Origin of the sequence: Halomonas sp. TD01 (assembly GCF_923868895.1) — a bacterium.
GTDB lineage: Bacteria > Pseudomonadota > Gammaproteobacteria > Pseudomonadales > Halomonadaceae > Vreelandella.
In genome coordinates this window covers 1,274,599-1,290,309 of record NZ_OV350343.1, presented here as the reverse complement: position 1 = coordinate 1,290,309, position 15,711 = coordinate 1,274,599, and the positions used below count along the sequence as shown (strand labels likewise).

Below are 15,711 nucleotides of genomic sequence, written 5' to 3'. Positions count from 1 at the left end.
CCTCGCTGGCAACCAGCACTGTTGGCTAAGATGCCGCCCTGTGAATGAACGGGGCGGACTTACTCAACCGCCCTACTATCTTAAAGTGCACTCTTTAGTGCACTTTTTTAATGCAATTCACTCTCTTGCTGCTCGTCATCGTCTGGCAAGGGGGCGATATCCCGTGATAATTTCTGAAACTCCCGATGCAGCTCAATTCCCCGACGCGCCCTTAGGCTGCGCTGGGCGGCACTGCGTCGACGCTGAACATGCTCATCCACTTCCATACTCATAAAAATGTCGAGCAGTTCGCTTTTTACCGAGGTGATTCGTTCGATGTTTCTCATAATCGACGTTCCTCCAGGTGAATATGCCTACGTCCACCTGCATCCGTGACGACTGTTTTTTAAATGATGCAGTGCGGCACTTCACTTCTTACTATAACCTACTTGACAAAATGATGACGAATCCTGGTGAAATGTCTTAACGACATTTAAACGCATGCGTAAATCGCATTTATACTGTTTTTGCATCGCGCGCTCTGCAATGTACGCTGCAGAGCGCGCTCAGGCATACTGTAGTGAGCATGTCTGCATAAGCACTAAAGAGAATTTAAGGAGCTGAACGTGAGCCGCGCCCTGTTCGATGAAATGAGACGCCGCATGGAGCATTTTCGTCGCTCCGAGCAAAAGGTTGCGCGGTTCGTACTGCGCAATCCCGACGAGGTCATCCATATGCGGATTGTCGACCTCGCAACAGAGGCTAAGGTCAGCGAGCCAACCGTTGTGCGTTTCTGTCGCGCACTCGGCTGCAACGGGTTCCAAGACTTTAAACTCCAGCTTGCCCAGATGCTGGCCAGTGGTAGTCAGTTTGCCCAGTTCTCTATGAACGATAGCGACTCGGTTGCCGAATTTTCCCACAGCATTTTCGATTCCACCGTGGGCACGCTTTTATCGGTTCGCGACCGGCTTGATAATGATGCCCTCGGGCGTGCGGTCAACGCTCTCGCCATGGCCAACCGAGTTGAGTTCTATGGCTTTGGGGCCTCCGGTGCCGTGGCTTTCGATGCCCAACATAAGTTCTTCCGCCTACAGATATCGACCTCCGCTTATGCCGACCCTCATATGCAAAATATGTCGGCGGTCACGCTAAAAGAAGGCGATGTGGTGGTGGCTATCTCACAAACAGGCCGTACCAAAGCTCTGGTCGCTAGCGTTCGCTTAGCGCGCGAGGCAGGCGCTACCGTTATAGGCCTTTGCCCGAGTGACTCACCACTGGCCAGCGAAGTGAGCCTGCCGTTATATATCGATGTGCATGAAGATACCGAGATCTACACACCGCTTAGCTCACGTATCGCCCATCTGGTGCTCATCGATGTTCTCGCCGTTGGCGTTGCCAAAACTCGCGGTCCGAAGCTTGCTGAGCAGCTAAAAGCAGTCAAGAAGAGCCTGAATACCCTGCGTTACCCAGAAGAGTCGTAGCTGCCTATCGACTGTATACACAGCCAGTTCACTGGCTGTGCTAAACTAGCTGCCTATTTTTCGAACCGGCAGCGGCTTATATGGACGACGTCACGGCGATACTTGATCAGCTTAACCCTGCCCAGCGCGAGGCAGTGAGCGCACCCCAGGGTAACTTATTGGTACTGGCGGGTGCCGGCTCCGGTAAAACCCGCGTGCTGGTTCATCGCATTGCTTGGCTAATGCAGGCCGAAGGGCTTTCTCCCTATGCCCTGCTGGCCGTTACGTTTACCAATAAGGCTGCGCGGGAAATGCGTACCCGCCTGGAAGCGCTGCTGAGCATCTCCATGCGACATGTGTGGGTCGGCACGTTTCACTCTATCGCTCATCGCCTGCTGCGCACCCACTGGCAGGATGCTCGGCTACCTCAGCACTTCCAAATCATTGACTCCGATGACCAGTTGCGGCTGGTAAAGCGAATGCTCAAAGATTACTCCATCGATGATGAGCGCTTCCCGCCCCGCCAAGTACAAGGCTTTATCTCTGGCTGCAAAGAGGAAGGACTTCGCCCCCACCAAGTGAACGTGGACGGCGATGGTTATCTTGGCCAGATGGTAGAGCTTTATGAGCGCTACCAATTTATCTGCGAACGCGGCGGCCTAGTGGACTTCGGTGAACTGCTACTGCGCAGCCTAGAACTGTTACGTGACAACCCGCCTTTGCTAAATCATTACCGCGAGCGCTTTGGTCATGTATTAGTCGATGAGTTTCAGGACACCAATACGCTGCAATACGCGTGGTTAAAACTACTCACGGGTCTGCAAACACCCATGACCGCCGTCGGTGACGATGACCAGTCAATTTACGGTTGGCGTGGCGCCAAAGTGGAGAATATTCGCCGCTTTGAGGAGGAGTTTCCTAACACTCATACCGTACGCCTAGAGCAGAACTACCGCTCCACAAGCGCGATTCTGGAGGCCGCTAATACGCTGATCAGTCATAACAGCGAGCGGCTGGGTAAAAATCTGTGGACTGACGGTGTCGAAGGCGACCCTATTTCTGTCTACGCCGGGTTTAACGATTTAGAAGAAGCCCGCTATATCGTCGATACCATCAAAGAAAAGGTCGATGAAGGGTTTAATCGCCGCGATGTTGCCATTCTTTACCGCTCAAATGCTCAATCGCGTTTGCTGGAAGAGACGCTGATCCGCCAAGGCATGCCCTACCGTATTTACGGGGGGCATCGCTTCTATGAGCGCTTAGAAATCAAAAATGCCCTAGCCTACCTGCGCCTACTGCTAAATCGTGATGACGATGCTTCCCTGGAGCGCGTGATTAACGTACCCACCCGTGGCATTGGCACCCGCACAGTAGAAATTGTGCGCCATCGCGCTCGGGAACAAAGCATTTCACTATGGCAGGCGCTGCACGATGCCATTCAAGACGGCACGCTAAAAGGCCGTGCGGCCAACGCCGTGCAGACATTTGCCAATCTCATTGAGCAATTAGACAACGATGCGTCTGGCCTGCCGCTGCATGAAATTATCGACCACATCACCACTCATACCGGCCTTATCGAACATCACAAGAGCGAGCGCGGCGAAAAAGGTCAAGCACGTGTGGAAAACCTGGAAGAACTGGTGACCGCTGCTCGCGCCTTTACGCATGGCGATGTTTTTGAAACCCCAGAGGCAGGTGAAGGCATGGCGGCTTTGGAAGCGTTTCTTTCCGAGGCGGCGCTTAATGCAGGCGACCATGAAGCCGATGAGTTTGAAGACAGTGTGCAACTGATGACCCTGCACTCTGCCAAAGGCTTGGAGTTTCCCGTGGTGTTTATTGCCGGCGTTGAAGAGGGCCTGTTTCCTCATAAAATGTCGATCGAAGAGCCAGGGCGGCTCGAAGAGGAAAGGCGGCTTTGCTATGTCGGCGTTACCCGAGCGATGCAGAAACTCTACCTGACGCATGCTGAAACCCGCCGCCTGCACGGCAAAGAAGTGTTTCCCAGACCATCGCGCTTTCTACGTGAACTTCCGCCCCACCTATTGGAAGAAGTCCGCCTACGTGGCCATATTTCCCGCCCCGTTACCGCCTCGCGCTCTAGCTTTGCGCAACAGCGTATTGAAAGCGACGGCGACTTACCGGCACTGCATGTAGGCCAGCGGGTAATGCATCCAGTGTTTGGCGAAGGCATCATTCTTAATGCGGAAGGCGAAGGTGCCCGCGCCCGAGTACAGGTCAGCTTTGAAGGTGAAGGGGTGAAATGGCTCGTACTAGGGTTTGCCAAACTAGCACCACTTTGAGCGGTGTTAACGTAAGCGTAAAGCAGTAGGCGAGTACTTGCCCATTAAAACCTGCTTGGCGCATACTGGCTAATGGACACAGCGCTCACTGCGCGCTGATAACAACATCTTATAATTTCGGAGTTATGCCCGCCATGCAACGCCGCCAATTTCTGAAAACCGCCGGCTTCGGTGCCGCCGGTGTCGCTGCTGCGCCTTTTGTTTCTACTGCTAGCGCCAACGAAACCTACACCTGGGATATGGTGACCTCCTGGCCGAAAAACTTCCCGGCCCTGGGCACAGGTGCCAATGACTTCGCACGCCGGGTCGAGCAACTCTCCAATGGCCGCATGCGCATACGCGTACATGGCGCTGGTGAGCTTGTTCCAGCGCTTGAAGTGTTCGATGCGGTCGCTGCGGGTACCGCAGAGATGGGCCATTCCGCGTCCTACTACTGGCGTGGCAAAGTCGCGGCCTCACAGTTTTTCACCGCTGTACCGTTCGGTATGAACACAACTGAAATGAACGCGTGGCTATATCACGGCGGCGGCCAGGAACTGTGGGATGAAATCTACGCCAACCACAACCTGAAGCCTTTCGCTGTCGGCAACACCGGCACGCAAATGGGCGGCTGGTTCAAAAAAGAGATCAATTCCCTAGATGACATGCAGGGCCTGAAACTTCGCCTGCCAGGACTTGCCGGCGAAGCGATGAACGGCATTGGCGTTAGTACCGTCAATATGGCGGGCTCAGAAATTTTCACCTCGCTGCAAACCGGTGCGCTCGATGCAGCAGACTGGGTCGGGCCTTACAATGACATGGCGTTTGGCCTTCACCAAGTGGCGGATTACTACTACACCTCCGCGTGGAACGAGCCGACAGCCGTGCTGGAAGGCACTGTTAATTTAGACGCCTGGAATGCCCTGCCAGAAGATCTTCAAGATGTCATTCGCGAAGCCGCACGGGCATCCAATCTCGCTATGATCAGCGAATTTGCCTACCGTAATGCTCAGGCGCTTGAAACACTGGTCGATGAACACGGTGTTCAACTACGCACCTTCCCGGAAGATGTGATGGCAGCGCTGTATGAATCCTCAAAAGAGGCTATCCAGCGCCAAGTAGACAATGACGAAGAGTCTCGCCGGGTTTATGAATCTTACTCGGCCTTCCAGAAATTGGTGCGTCCGTTCAGCGATGTCGGCGAATACGCCTATCTAAAAAACCGCGACAACGTCGGTGCCTAGGCATTCCGCCAACTTCTAGTCGCGACACACAAAAGGGCGCCAAGGCGCCCTTTTTCGATGCTGATGATCAGCAGATTTCTCAGCTGTGTACCGCGCGGATACGCCCATTATCATCCAACGCCACCATCACAAAGCGCGCTTCGGTCACTTTCTGTCGCTCTTCCAAATGGCGGCCTTGAGGTGGACGTACCCATACTTCGACATCAATCTTAATCGAGCTATGGCCTATTTCCCGCACGCTAGTATAGACACTCACCATAGAACCCACGCGCACCGGACTTAAAAAATCCATCGCCTCAATAGCCACGGTCGCTGTGCGTCCGCCTGCTTCTCGGCCCGCAGCCAGTTCGGCGGCTTGGTCCATCTGGTTAACTAGCCAGCCACCCGGAATATCACCATAGAGATTGGTATCTTGCCGAGAAGCCAGTAACTTTAAGGTGAGCTGCCCCTGCGGAGCAGGCACATCGTCCAAATCGGTATCCAGCGGTGTCATAAGGTGGTCGCTTCAAAAGGTTATTGTTGTGATGTTGCTGCATCGCAATAGGCTGGTAATAGTTAATCACAAGAGGGGTGTCGTTTGAAGCGTTACAATTTACGACGTGTGAGGAAACATCGACTGCTACTGCTTCTGACTGGCTGGCTTCTGATGGCAGGCAATCTTGCCTGGGGTCAGACAGCTTCGGTGAGCGGCACGTTAGGTGCCGTCGGCTCTGACACCATGGCGGGCCTGGTACTGCGCTGGGGGGAAGCCTTAAACGCCCGCTATCCAGAGATCAATCTGCAGTTTCAGGCCGGAGGCTCAGCTAGCGCACCGACCGCCTTAGTGGCTGGCACCACCCGCCTAGGGCCAATGTCGCGCCCCATGACCAATGGAGAACGCCTGCAGTTTATTGACCGTTATGGTTATCCACCGCTTGAACTTCGTGTTGCTCGGGACGCATTAGTAGTCGTGGTGCATCGCCATAACCCATTGGATACCCTGACACTCCAACAAGTCGATGCGATTTTTTCAACTAGTCTCGCTTGCGGTGCTCCCCATCCCATCCGGCGCTGGAGCACGCTTATTCCGACAACGGATTGGCCCTATGGCCAAATAGCTCTGCATGGCCGTAATCTGGCGTCAGGTACTCATGGCCTCTTTCAGGCAAGAGCCCTTTGCGATGGCGAGTTTCGCCTTGATATTAGCGAGCACCCCGGTTCATCGGCGGTCATTGCTGCAGTGGGAGAGTCTTTCAATGCGATGGGCTATGCAGGCTATAACCATTTAAATCCGATGGTGCGTGCTCTGCGCCTCGTGAATGAACACGGGGCTGCCGTTGCGCCCAATGAACGCTCGATTCAGCAGGGAAATTATCCATTATCACGCGATCTCTATCTTTACGTTAACCTGCCGCCCAGCGAGTCATTACCCCCCGTGGAACAAGCATTTCTGGCACTTATCTTTTCCGACGAGGGTCAGCAAATTGTCAAAGCAGCGGGCTTTGTGCCGCTTCCTGATCACTTACGCGATGCCCAACGCCAAGACCCGTAAGCTGTCATTTAATTGTCATAAATAAACGATAGGGTAAGGAGACTCGACCATGCATGCTTATTTTTGTGATGGCTATCGCTTTTCTATGATGTCGACATGACTCTTCCTCGGCTACCTTTTTCGCGTCAGCCGCTGCGCCACGTACAAGACCGTATTGCCACCGGACTGATTACCGCCGGTGGTATCGGTGTTTTGTTGGCCATTTTAGCAATTGGCGTCTTCCTCGTTTGGGAAACGCTACCGCTGCTCGCGTTTAGCGACACGCTCCCCCTTGCCAAACTCTCGCCCCTTGCCTGGGGCACGTTAAAAGCTGCACTGGCTGCAATGCTATTCGCAACGCCCATTGCCCTGGGTGCGGCAATGTACTCTGCGCTATTTATGTCCGCGCGACTCCGTAGCCGTTTGAAGCCAACGCTTGAGTTGATGGAGGCCGTGCCTGGCGTTGTCGTCGGTTTTATTGCCGGTTTACTACTCGCCCCCTGGGTGGAACGAAACCTGGCCAGTACCTTGATGATTATTATTTGGTTACCACTTAGCGCAGCCCTAGCGGGATATCTGTGGTATCGAACGGCCACCTGGGTTCGCCGACGACTACCGCTTTCTTGGGCGGGCTTATGGCTTATTCCCTGGCTGGCAGGCATGGCCTTACTGGCAATGTGGCTTGCCCCCATCATTGAGCAGCACTGGTTTGGTGGCGACCTGCGTCGCTTGCTGGATCAACGTTACGGCCTTGATTACGCCACGCGAAATGCATTGATTGTGGGTATTGCCATGGGGTTTGCGGTGATTCCCAGTATTTATTCACTCGCAGAAGATGCGCTTGCCGATGTGCCTTCCACATTAATGGAAGGCGCCCAAGCATTGGGTGCTAGTCGCTGGCAAGCACTTTGGAAAGTTGCTTTACCCACAGCTGCTCCCGGGGTTTTTTCAGCGGTGATGATTGGCGCTGGCCGTGCTGTTGGCGAAACCATGATTGTCTTAATGGCCAGCGGCAACACAGCGCTCTTCAGCGCCAGTCCGTTTGAAGGGCTGCGTTCACTATCAGCCTCTATCGCCATTGAGCTTCCCGAGGCCTCACCGGGCGGACTAACCTATCACTTACTGATACTGGCAGCCCTGGCCTTGTTCATTTTTACCTTTGTGGTAAACACGCTAGCTGAAATTGTCAGGCAGCGCCTGCGCCGACGCTATCAACGCTTAGGGAGCACACTCTAATGCATTGGCAGCGTGCTGGTTTTTCAAAAGTTGGTTTTTTAAAAATGAGCGGCAGCGGACTCTGGCCGTGGCTGTGCGCTGCCTGCGTGGCGCTTTCGTTATTAATGTTGGCATCATTATTAACGCTACTGGCGATTCGCGGGTTAGGCCATTTTTGGCCAGCGTCATTAGAGGAAATTACCCTGAAGTCAGGTGACATCGTTATTGGACAGTCGGTTCGTGAAACGACGCTGCCCAAAGGGGCAGGTACAGAACGGCTCTATTTCACCGGAAATCAGGAGGTTACGGGAAGCAACTGGCAGTGGATTTCCATTGATGAGATTAACCAGCAGGCTGAGCCAGCAGACCTTATCCGCATAACGCGCGCCCCATGGGGTGATTTTATTGGCCGCTTAATCGCTGTGGAGAATGGCGATCAACGGCTAACAGAACAAGCTGCCTGGGCCTTCATCCGTGATGCGCTTGCCTTTCCCGTCAACCAGCGCCCCCCCGGAGAGTTACTGTTAGCCACCGCTGACGGCCAAACCCTTCGTCAGCCGCTGGCGAGTGTTAGCCATTTTCAGACACCGAATGCTATGTCATGGGGGCAAAAAACCATCGCCTGGGGACAGCGCATCTGGCAATTTCTAAGCGAGGGGCCGCGCGCCGCGAATACTGGCGGAGGTGTGTGGCCAGCCATTTTTGGCACCGTGTTAATGGTTATTTTGATGTCAGTAATCGTTACCCCGTTTGGGGTTCTCGCCGCTATTTATCTTAACGAAATCGCCCACCAAAACCGCTTAACACGTTTAGTACGCATTGGCGTACGCAACCTTGCGGGCGTGCCCTCGATTGTTTATGGCGTGTTTGGCCTTGGGGTATTTGTATATGGAATAGGCGGCTCTATCGACAGCTGGTTTTTTAGTGATGAACTGCCCTCTCCCACCTTTGGAACCGGTGGCCTTCTGTGGGCATCGCTAACGCTCGCCTTACTCACCTTACCCGTGGTGATTGTCGCTACCGAAGAAGGGCTAGCACGCATACCCGATGCCCAACGGGAAGGCGCCGTTGCGCTGGGCGCCACACGTTTAGAAATGCTGACGCGGGTGGTATTGCCCATGGCAATGCCCGCCATGCTAACGGGGGTGATTTTAGCCATTGCCAGAGCCGCTGGTGAAGTAGCGCCGCTAATGCTGGTCGGCGTCGCCAAACTAGCGCCGCAAATGCCAGTGGATGGTGAGTTTCCCTACCTTCACCTAGAGCGCAAGTTTATGCACCTCGGCTATCATTTATTTGATACGGCCTTTCATGGTGAAGATGTGCAGGCCGCGATTCCATTAGTTTTTGCCACCGCGCTACTGCTGGTATTAATTGTACTCGTGCTTAATCTAACTGCCATATTTCTGCGTCATTATCTGAGGCGTCAGCGAGGAAACGAATGTTAGCGTCATTATCGTCCGACAATGCGGCTCTAGCACCCGTGACGCGTTTTTCTGCCGAACAGCGTTGTTTGAGCATTGCACAGTTTCACCTCGCTTATGCGGGGAAAATGGCGTTGCGAGACCTAACGTTAGACCTACCGCGCCACCGTGTAACGGCCTTTATTGGCCCTTCAGGCTGTGGCAAGTCGACGCTGCTACGCGCAATTAATCGACTGCACGACCTTAATGAATCGGTAACACACAGTGGCCATATTCAGCTTGAAGGCCAGGATATTCATGCTCCGGACATGAATGTTACCGAATTACGACGGCGCGTTGGGATGGTGTTTCAAACACCCAACCCTTTCCCTATGTCGATTTATGAAAACGTGGCCTTTGGCCTGCGTTTACAGCAACGCTTACCCAAGCGAAAACGAGACGACATTATCGAATGGGCGCTTACATCGGCAGCGCTGTGGGATGAGGTTAAAGACCGGCTGCATCGCTCGGCGTGGCAGCTATCTGGCGGCCAGCAGCAGCGCTTAGTCATTGCTCGTACACTTGCCGTACAGCCGGATGTACTGCTACTCGATGAACCAGCGTCAGCGTTAGACCCTATCTCAACGCTAAAAATTGAAGAGCTGATTCGTAACCTTAAATCACAGCTAACGCTAGTGCTGGTTACCCACAATATGCAGCAAGCCGCGCGGGTTTCTGACTACACGGCTTTTTTGCAGCACGGTGAACTCGTTGAGTACGGGCCAACGGATCAAGTGTTCACCAACCCGCGTTTACAACGCACCGAAAACTACATCACCGGCCGCATGACCTAGGCCCCAAAGACATCACGTCAGGAGAGCTCAATGGATATTACGAGCGATACCCACAGCCAGCATATCTCTCGCCAGTTCAATCAAGAGCTGGAAGAGCTAAAAACCCACCTGATGGCCATGGGCGGTCTGGTGGAAAAACAAGTGCAAGATGCTGTTTTTGCGCTACTTGAAGGCGACAGCCGCCTTGCCGAGAAAGTGCGCGACAACGACCGCCAAGTAAACGACCTGCAACTGCAAATTGACGACGAATGTACGCGAGTACTGGCGCGTCGTCAGCCGGCTGCTTCCGATTTGCGCTTGGTGTTGGCGGTTATTCGTGCAACGTCTGACCTTGAGCGTATTGGCGATGAAGCCAGCAAAATTGCTCGAAATGCGCTGCTGTTAAGCGAAAATAGTGGCAACATTCGTGGCTTAGTGGAAGTACGCCATATCAGCGAGCATGTACGTAAAATGCTTCGCGACGCGCTGACCGCCTTTGCGCGTTTTGATACCGACCTTGCAATGCAAGTTGTGCGCGAAGATGAGTTCGTTGACGACGAGTATGGTAGCGCCATGCGCTCGCTGATGACCTTTATGATGGAAGATTCACGTTCGATTAGCTCCGTACTTAGCATTATGTGGGTGCTACGTGCCTTAGAACGCGTGGGTGATCATGCCAACAACTTGGCGGAGTACGTCGTCTACTTGGTAAAAGGGTTAGATATCCGCCATAGCGATCCCGACACTATCGACCCCCAGGTACTTAAAAAATCTTGACCTAGCACGTGATTCCTCCTGCAATACGCCCAGATATCCCATCTGGGCGTTTTTTATAAGGAGCAAGCATGTTGAATGCGATGACAGCACTGAGTCGAGGCACTCGCTTGGTGTACCAGAAAGGTCTGCGGCGCTATATTTTCCTACCCATTCTGGTCAATATCATCGTTTATGCCAGCATGCTTAGCGTCGTGGTCAATCGCTTTTCTGGCTGGCTGGACAGTGCCATGGCGATGGTGCCAAGCTGGCTAGAGTGGCTCTCATGGCTAATCTGGCCACTGTTCTTTATCAGCCTGCTGCTGGTGATCTTTTTTACCTTCACCCTGGTCACCCATTTAATCGCCGCGCCTTTCTATGGTTTTTTAGCGGCAAAGGTAGAGCGTCAAGCGACAGGGCGTGAACCCCTCGATGACCGCGGGCTAGCCAAAACTGCCGTCGATGCCTTAGGCCGCGAGCTAGTTAAACTCGGCTATATTCTGCCACGCATGGTGATACTGTTTATCATTAGCTGGATACCCGGCCTAAACCTGATAGCTCCTATCTTGTGGATTCTCTTTTCCGCCTGGATCATGGCAATAACTTATTTAGATTATCCCATGGATAACAATAAGATAACGTTTCGCGATATGCGGACACGACTATCGCAACGGTGGTGGCCAAGTCTCACCTACGGCGGGTTGATTATGCTAGTGACCTGGATCCCTCTCGCCAACTTGTTCTTGATTCCCGGCGCAGTGGCAGGCGCTGTATTGATGTGGGACGACCATTACCGCGGAACACGCGACATTTCGCCTCATCGCTAATGGCTGAGTCGCTATAACGCTGACACAACCTATTTGTTACCTTAAGGTTGTTTGGCTTTCCCTATTATTCTCAAGATCAAGAATACGCCTTGTTAAGAAAATAAGGCTCCTACAAGGAATACGATCATGCTAACCCGTGCGCTCTGGTTGACGGCTCTCCTCACTGGCTCAATCTCTTTTGCGTCGGCTCACGACGTTCAAACTGACCAGTTAAGAGTCGCTCATCCTTTTGCTACGCCAACGCCTCCCAGCGTGACAAATGGCGCTGCTTACCTGGATATTACGGCGCATACAGAGTCCGTCACACTGGTTAGTGCGCAGACACCTGTGAGTGAAAGTGTTGAACTACATGATATGCAGATGGAAGGCGATATGATGAAAATGCGCCACGTCAGTGCCATCGAAATCGCTAAGGATGAAACGCTGACAATGCGCCCGGGTGGAGGCTATCACTTAATGCTAATGGGCCTACACCAACCACTGGTAGAGGGTGACCGCTTTCCAATTACGCTCGAATTTGCCCAGCAAGACGATATTGAAATAGAGGTTTGGGTACAAAGTGCCCAAGAAGGCAGTACAGCGGCTGATCGCCATCACCAGCATTAACTGAATCAACCGAAAATAGCCCTTAATCGCAAAAGCCCTGCCGAAGCAGGGCTTTTTTACTAAACAAGCTGTTTCATCATACACATTTAGCCATAGCGCCACTTACCAGCGTGTACTGCTACCCTCTTCACGGTTTAGTTCTTCAGCGCGATAACCTGCTCTATCTTTTGAGCTGTCATCAGTTTTACTGGCTCGGCTTGAAGGAGTGTATATCAGAGTATTCTCGTTATCGTTGATCAAATCCTTAGCGGAATAGGTCGCAGGTCCCGATGTGTTACGAGATTCAGGCTGAATAATCTCTTGGTTATCAGCACGTTCTTGATTCAGCTCAATAGAAGAGTGCGCAAACGCCATTGGGCTTGCGATAAGCCCCAGCGACATGCCCACAACGGCAGTGTTTTTAACAAATGATTTCAACAACATAAATAAAAACTCCTTATGCATGGAGCAACCGACAGTGTAATGATACAAGGTACCTTCTTTTGTCAGTCGCTAAACGTTTCATCAGAATAATTACATTTTTAACACCGAGAAAACCACAAAATAATAAAATCCAACTATTCCAAATAGATATGAAAAAATATGCACAAAACAAAGCACTGCTTCATAAATTTTACATGTGTTTTTTCTTGGCGATATTTGATTCAGCTACCGAACGATCAGTCGTCACAGCCCCGTCTAGTGACACTGATAATACTATACACAAAAAAGTAGGCCCCACCGAAGTGGGGCCTTGAGCACTCTTAGTATCGCGATGCGTAACACTAGCTTCCCATCCATTTGAGGGGCTCCAACCTTGGAATTAACCCTGACTAGCGTGTTGATCGTCGAAAGATTCAATCCTTGAATCTATGAGCATCCCTGCAATTTGACATCCGTGCCTCTGAATAGCTCATCCGTGAGCGTAAGAGTTTTAATACCTTTTGAAAAGATATGTAACTAAAGTTAATGTTACATGCCGCTGTTTTCTTCAGGCAACTCATCTGTGCTGTCAAAGCCTGCCTCTGAATCGCCATGATTCGTTGAGGCTGGATCCATGTCGCTGACATTATCGCCTTCGTCATGGGTCAAATCTTGGCTGTCGTAGTTACCTGCACCGGTTGTGCTTTCGGTTTGGGACTCGACGGGCTGCTCATCTGGGGAAATATTGTTCGCTGGGTCTGCTGGCTCTTGAGCGAATGCCGCGGGGCTAGCAACTAGACCAAACGCTACACTTAAAATACCAGCTTTCTTGAGTAGTTCCTTGGACATCATATTCCGTCTCCTCGATCGCTGTTCAATACTGCCTAAATGGTAAGAAAGATTGCCTTTCGGCTTACCAATTCCTGTGGTTTTTCTCTCTTACCCATACTCTTGCAGACACTATGCCAAAAGGCATAGATAAAATAAAAATTATTAAAAAACATGAATTTAATGAAAAAAATAAATAGGAAAAGCGATTTAAGCCTTTCAAATTAAGAGGGTAAAGTGGTTAAAAATGGCACATGAGCATTATTTGACCATTCTTATATGACAACATGGCACACTTGTACAATATATGTATTCAAACAGTATTAAGCGAGGTGGGGTTCGCTTTCGACAACGCGGGATGACGGAAAAACACAGCGAAAGAGGGCCCCTTCGCCAGGGAGAGATTCAATTTGTAGCAGCGCATCATGTCTCAGCAACACGTGTTTCACAATCGCTAGGCCAAGGCCCGTACCACCAGTTGCCGTGCTACGTCCTTTATCAACACGATAAAAGCGTTCGGTTAAGCGTGGGATATGAACAGGATCTATCCCCTCGCCGTCATCATCGACTTCAATGCAAGCACCGCCATTCGGTAGGGTTTTCCAGCGAAGCGTTATCTGACTACCCTCCGGGGTATATCGCACGGCATTAAAGACAAGGTTAGAAATAGCGCTATGCAGCTCCTGCTCACTACCAACTAATCGCGCATCGTTCTCAAGCACGACTTGAACATTGTGCTGTCGATTAGACAGCGCTAGCGCATCGCGGCGGATACTCTCGAGCATTGGCCCCAGCGCCAGCGCGTGATGATCTTCTCCACCTTGGTCAATTTCTAACCGAGAGAGCAATAGCAAATCGTTGACTAAGTTTTGCATCCGCTTCGTCTGCTCTTCCATTTGAGCAATACCTCGGCCCAAACGTGGTGGAAGTTGCTCTTTCAAGTCGCCGTAGGTTTCCAAATACCCCGTTAGTACCGTTAGTGGAGTGCGCAGTTCATGGGAAACGTTGGCGACAAAATCACGACGCATCTGCTCTAAACGATGCAAGCGGGTAATATCCCGCGCCATGACCAAGCGTTCATCATCACCATAGAGGGTAATTTGATATTGAAGGATACGCCGTTCATCGATGGGCGACGTTAAGGTCAGCGGCTCACCGTATTTACGCGCATTAAAGTAGCTGATAAATCGCGGGTCACGAAGTAGGTTGGTAATGTGCTGGCCACGGTCATGGGCTGTTTGCAGGCCCAGCATTTCTGTCGCGGCGCTGTTCCACCACTCAAGGTCTCCGTGCCGATCAAGCATGACGACACTATCACGCATTGCTTCGGATGATTCCTGAATACGTGCAAGGGTGGCACGTAAACGGTTCTGAGTAATTCGCTGGCTCTTTTGGTAGCGATACAAGCGATCGAACAGCTCGCCCCACATACCGCTCGCAGCAGGTGGCTCATCATGGGGATGAAGCGTTAACCACTTAAAGAGCGCACGCAGTTGACGCAGTTGATAAACCAAGCAAACGGCTAAGCCCGCAGCAAATCCTAGACCAGGCAGCCCCAGCAGCCACCCCAGGCACGCGCCTAGGGCAGCCAACCACGCAATCCGCCATAACTCTCGGCTCCACAGGCGCACCGTTACACCCGCGCGGAAAAACGGTACCCAGTGCCTCTCACCGTTTGAATGAGACTCTGGTGAGCTTCCCCTAAGGCCTTACGTAGACGTCGGATGTGAACATCTACCGTCCGTTCTTCAACATATACGTTACCGCCCCACACCTGGTCGAGCAGTTGGCTACGGGTATAAGCACGCTCTTGGTGGGTCATGAAAAACTGCAGCAATCGGTATTCCGTAGGCCCCATTTCCAAGGCCTTACCGTAAGCACTCACACGGTGGCTCACCGGGTCTAATAGCAAGCCGTTAATTTCGATAGGATCTTCGACACCACGGGGGGTGGTACGTCGCAATACCGCTTTCAAGCGCGCCACCAGTTCGCGGGGAGAGAAAGGCTTGGTGATATAATCGTCTGCCCCGGCCTCTAGACCTTGAATCTTGTTATCTTCTTCGCCTTTAGCAGTCAGCATAATGATAGGCACTTCGGCAGTGGCTTCTTCACGCTTTAAACGCCTTGCAAGCTCAATACCGCTGGTGCCCGGCATCATCCAGTCCAGCAAAAGTAGATCTGGCTGGTGGTCAACCATCATTGCGTGGGCATCCTGGGCGTTATCCGCTTCAAGCACGCGATAGTCAGCCATTTCCAGCGCCACAGCGATCATCTCGCGGATAGGCGCCTCATCATCGACAATCAAAACGGTCTTGGCGGTCATTCCAGGGCCTCACGGTGTTCAATGAAAGGTAACTCAAAGACATGTCAGTGAC

At 52.1% G+C, this 15,711-nt stretch carries 16 protein-coding genes; 10 read left to right on the top strand and 6 right to left on the bottom strand.

The features are described 5' to 3' along the window. Positions 1-107: 107 nt before the first annotated feature. Positions 108-326 (bottom strand): PA3496 family putative envelope integrity protein, encoded by a 219-nt coding sequence (locus L1X57_RS06120; RefSeq protein ID WP_009723259.1) that lies wholly within the window; start codon positions 324-326, stop codon positions 108-110. Between the two features lie 279 nt (positions 327-605). Here L1X57_RS06120 and hexR point away from each other — a divergent pair, with 279 nt between their 5' ends. The 3 genes from hexR (at position 606) to L1X57_RS06105 (ending at position 4,962) form a co-directional block, all read left to right on the top strand. Further along, positions 606-1,460, top strand: coding sequence for a transcriptional regulator HexR (gene hexR, locus L1X57_RS06115; protein WP_009723260.1), 855 nt, complete (start codon positions 606-608; stop codon positions 1,458-1,460). A gap of 80 nt (positions 1,461-1,540) precedes the next feature. Beyond that, positions 1,541-3,739, top strand: a complete 2,199-nt coding sequence (uvrD, locus tag L1X57_RS06110; RefSeq protein WP_009723261.1) for a DNA helicase II — start codon at positions 1,541-1,543, stop codon at positions 3,737-3,739. A gap of 134 nt (positions 3,740-3,873) precedes the next feature. Further along, positions 3,874-4,962: a TRAP transporter substrate-binding protein gene (locus L1X57_RS06105; RefSeq protein WP_009723262.1), complete on the top strand. Its 1,089-nt coding sequence runs from the start codon at positions 3,874-3,876 to the stop codon at positions 4,960-4,962. Between the two features lie 79 nt (positions 4,963-5,041). On the opposite strand, the gene L1X57_RS06100 is transcribed toward L1X57_RS06105, so the two are convergent. Further along, the gene (locus L1X57_RS06100; RefSeq protein WP_009723263.1) at positions 5,042-5,455 is read right to left on the bottom strand and encodes an acyl-CoA thioesterase; all 414 of its coding nucleotides are present in this window, start codon (positions 5,453-5,455) and stop codon (positions 5,042-5,044) included. A gap of 84 nt (positions 5,456-5,539) precedes the next feature. Here L1X57_RS06100 and L1X57_RS06095 point away from each other — a divergent pair, with 84 nt between their 5' ends. From L1X57_RS06095 to L1X57_RS06065, 7 genes are all read left to right on the top strand, one after another. Continuing rightward, entirely contained in the window at positions 5,540-6,493 is a 954-nt protein-coding gene (locus L1X57_RS06095; RefSeq protein ID WP_009723264.1) for a PstS family phosphate ABC transporter substrate-binding protein, read from the top strand. Between the two features lie 96 nt (positions 6,494-6,589). Next, positions 6,590-7,708: an ABC transporter permease subunit gene (locus L1X57_RS06090; protein ID WP_009723265.1), complete on the top strand. Its 1,119-nt coding sequence runs from the start codon at positions 6,590-6,592 to the stop codon at positions 7,706-7,708. After that, the gene (gene pstA, locus L1X57_RS06085; RefSeq protein ID WP_009723266.1) at positions 7,708-9,132 is read left to right on the top strand and encodes a phosphate ABC transporter permease PstA; all 1,425 of its coding nucleotides are present in this window, start codon (positions 7,708-7,710) and stop codon (positions 9,130-9,132) included. Before L1X57_RS06090 ends, pstA begins: the two co-directional genes overlap by 1 nt. Continuing rightward, the gene (gene pstB, locus L1X57_RS06080) at positions 9,126-9,941 is read left to right on the top strand and encodes a phosphate ABC transporter ATP-binding protein PstB (protein WP_009723267.1); all 816 of its coding nucleotides are present in this window, start codon (positions 9,126-9,128) and stop codon (positions 9,939-9,941) included. Before pstA ends, pstB begins: the two co-directional genes overlap by 7 nt. A gap of 30 nt (positions 9,942-9,971) precedes the next feature. Next, positions 9,972-10,697: a phosphate signaling complex protein PhoU gene (phoU, locus tag L1X57_RS06075; protein ID WP_009723268.1), complete on the top strand. Its 726-nt coding sequence runs from the start codon at positions 9,972-9,974 to the stop codon at positions 10,695-10,697. Between the two features lie 68 nt (positions 10,698-10,765). Further along, positions 10,766-11,500 (top strand): sulfate transporter CysZ, encoded by a 735-nt coding sequence (gene cysZ, locus L1X57_RS06070; protein ID WP_009723269.1) that lies wholly within the window; start codon positions 10,766-10,768, stop codon positions 11,498-11,500. A 126-nt stretch (positions 11,501-11,626) separates the two neighbouring features. After that, positions 11,627-12,106, top strand: a complete 480-nt coding sequence (locus L1X57_RS06065) for a copper chaperone PCu(A)C (protein ID WP_009723270.1) — start codon at positions 11,627-11,629, stop codon at positions 12,104-12,106. A gap of 102 nt (positions 12,107-12,208) precedes the next feature. Here L1X57_RS06065 and L1X57_RS06060 read toward each other — a convergent pair whose 3' ends face one another. From L1X57_RS06060 to phoB, 4 genes are all read right to left on the bottom strand, one after another. After that, a complete protein-coding gene (locus L1X57_RS06060; RefSeq protein WP_009723271.1) occupies positions 12,209-12,529 on the bottom strand; it encodes a hypothetical protein in 321 nt (106 codons plus the stop codon). 528 nt (positions 12,530-13,057) lie between these two features. Beyond that, positions 13,058-13,360, bottom strand: coding sequence for a hypothetical protein (locus L1X57_RS06055; RefSeq protein ID WP_009723272.1), 303 nt, complete (start codon positions 13,358-13,360; stop codon positions 13,058-13,060). Between the two features lie 299 nt (positions 13,361-13,659). Next, the gene (gene phoR / locus L1X57_RS06050) at positions 13,660-14,967 is read right to left on the bottom strand and encodes a phosphate regulon sensor histidine kinase PhoR (RefSeq protein ID WP_009723273.1); all 1,308 of its coding nucleotides are present in this window, start codon (positions 14,965-14,967) and stop codon (positions 13,660-13,662) included. Positions 14,968-14,969: 2 nt separating this feature from the next. Next, complete coding sequence (phoB, locus tag L1X57_RS06045; protein WP_009723274.1) at positions 14,970-15,659, bottom strand: phosphate regulon transcriptional regulator PhoB; 690 nt, start codon at positions 15,657-15,659, stop codon at positions 14,970-14,972. Positions 15,660-15,711 lie beyond the last annotated feature (52 nt).

Bases quoted from the DNA above. Each gene is read 5' to 3' on its own strand.
- L1X57_RS06120 (WP_009723259.1), bottom strand. From the start codon at position 326: ATGAGAAACATCGAACGAATCACCTCGGTAAAAAGCGAACTGCTCGAC.
- uvrD (WP_009723261.1), top strand. From the start codon at position 1,541: ATGGACGACGTCACGGCGATACTTGATCAGCTTAACCCTGCCCAGCGC.
- L1X57_RS06105 (WP_009723262.1), top strand. From the start codon at position 3,874: ATGCAACGCCGCCAATTTCTGAAAACCGCCGGCTTCGGTGCCGCCGGT.
- L1X57_RS06100 (WP_009723263.1), bottom strand. From the start codon at position 5,455: ATGACACCGCTGGATACCGATTTGGACGATGTGCCTGCTCCGCAGGGG.
- L1X57_RS06090 (WP_009723265.1), top strand. From the start codon at position 6,590: ATGACTCTTCCTCGGCTACCTTTTTCGCGTCAGCCGCTGCGCCACGTA.
- pstA (WP_009723266.1), top strand. From the start codon at position 7,708: ATGCATTGGCAGCGTGCTGGTTTTTCAAAAGTTGGTTTTTTAAAAATG.
- pstB (WP_009723267.1), top strand. From the start codon at position 9,126: ATGTTAGCGTCATTATCGTCCGACAATGCGGCTCTAGCACCCGTGACG.
- phoU (WP_009723268.1), top strand. From the start codon at position 9,972: ATGGATATTACGAGCGATACCCACAGCCAGCATATCTCTCGCCAGTTC.
- cysZ (WP_009723269.1), top strand. From the start codon at position 10,766: ATGTTGAATGCGATGACAGCACTGAGTCGAGGCACTCGCTTGGTGTAC.
- L1X57_RS06065 (WP_009723270.1), top strand. From the start codon at position 11,627: ATGCTAACCCGTGCGCTCTGGTTGACGGCTCTCCTCACTGGCTCAATC.
- L1X57_RS06060 (WP_009723271.1), bottom strand. From the start codon at position 12,529: ATGTTGTTGAAATCATTTGTTAAAAACACTGCCGTTGTGGGCATGTCG.
- L1X57_RS06055 (WP_009723272.1), bottom strand. From the start codon at position 13,360: ATGATGTCCAAGGAACTACTCAAGAAAGCTGGTATTTTAAGTGTAGCG.
- phoB (WP_009723274.1), bottom strand. From the start codon at position 15,659: ATGACCGCCAAGACCGTTTTGATTGTCGATGATGAGGCGCCTATCCGC.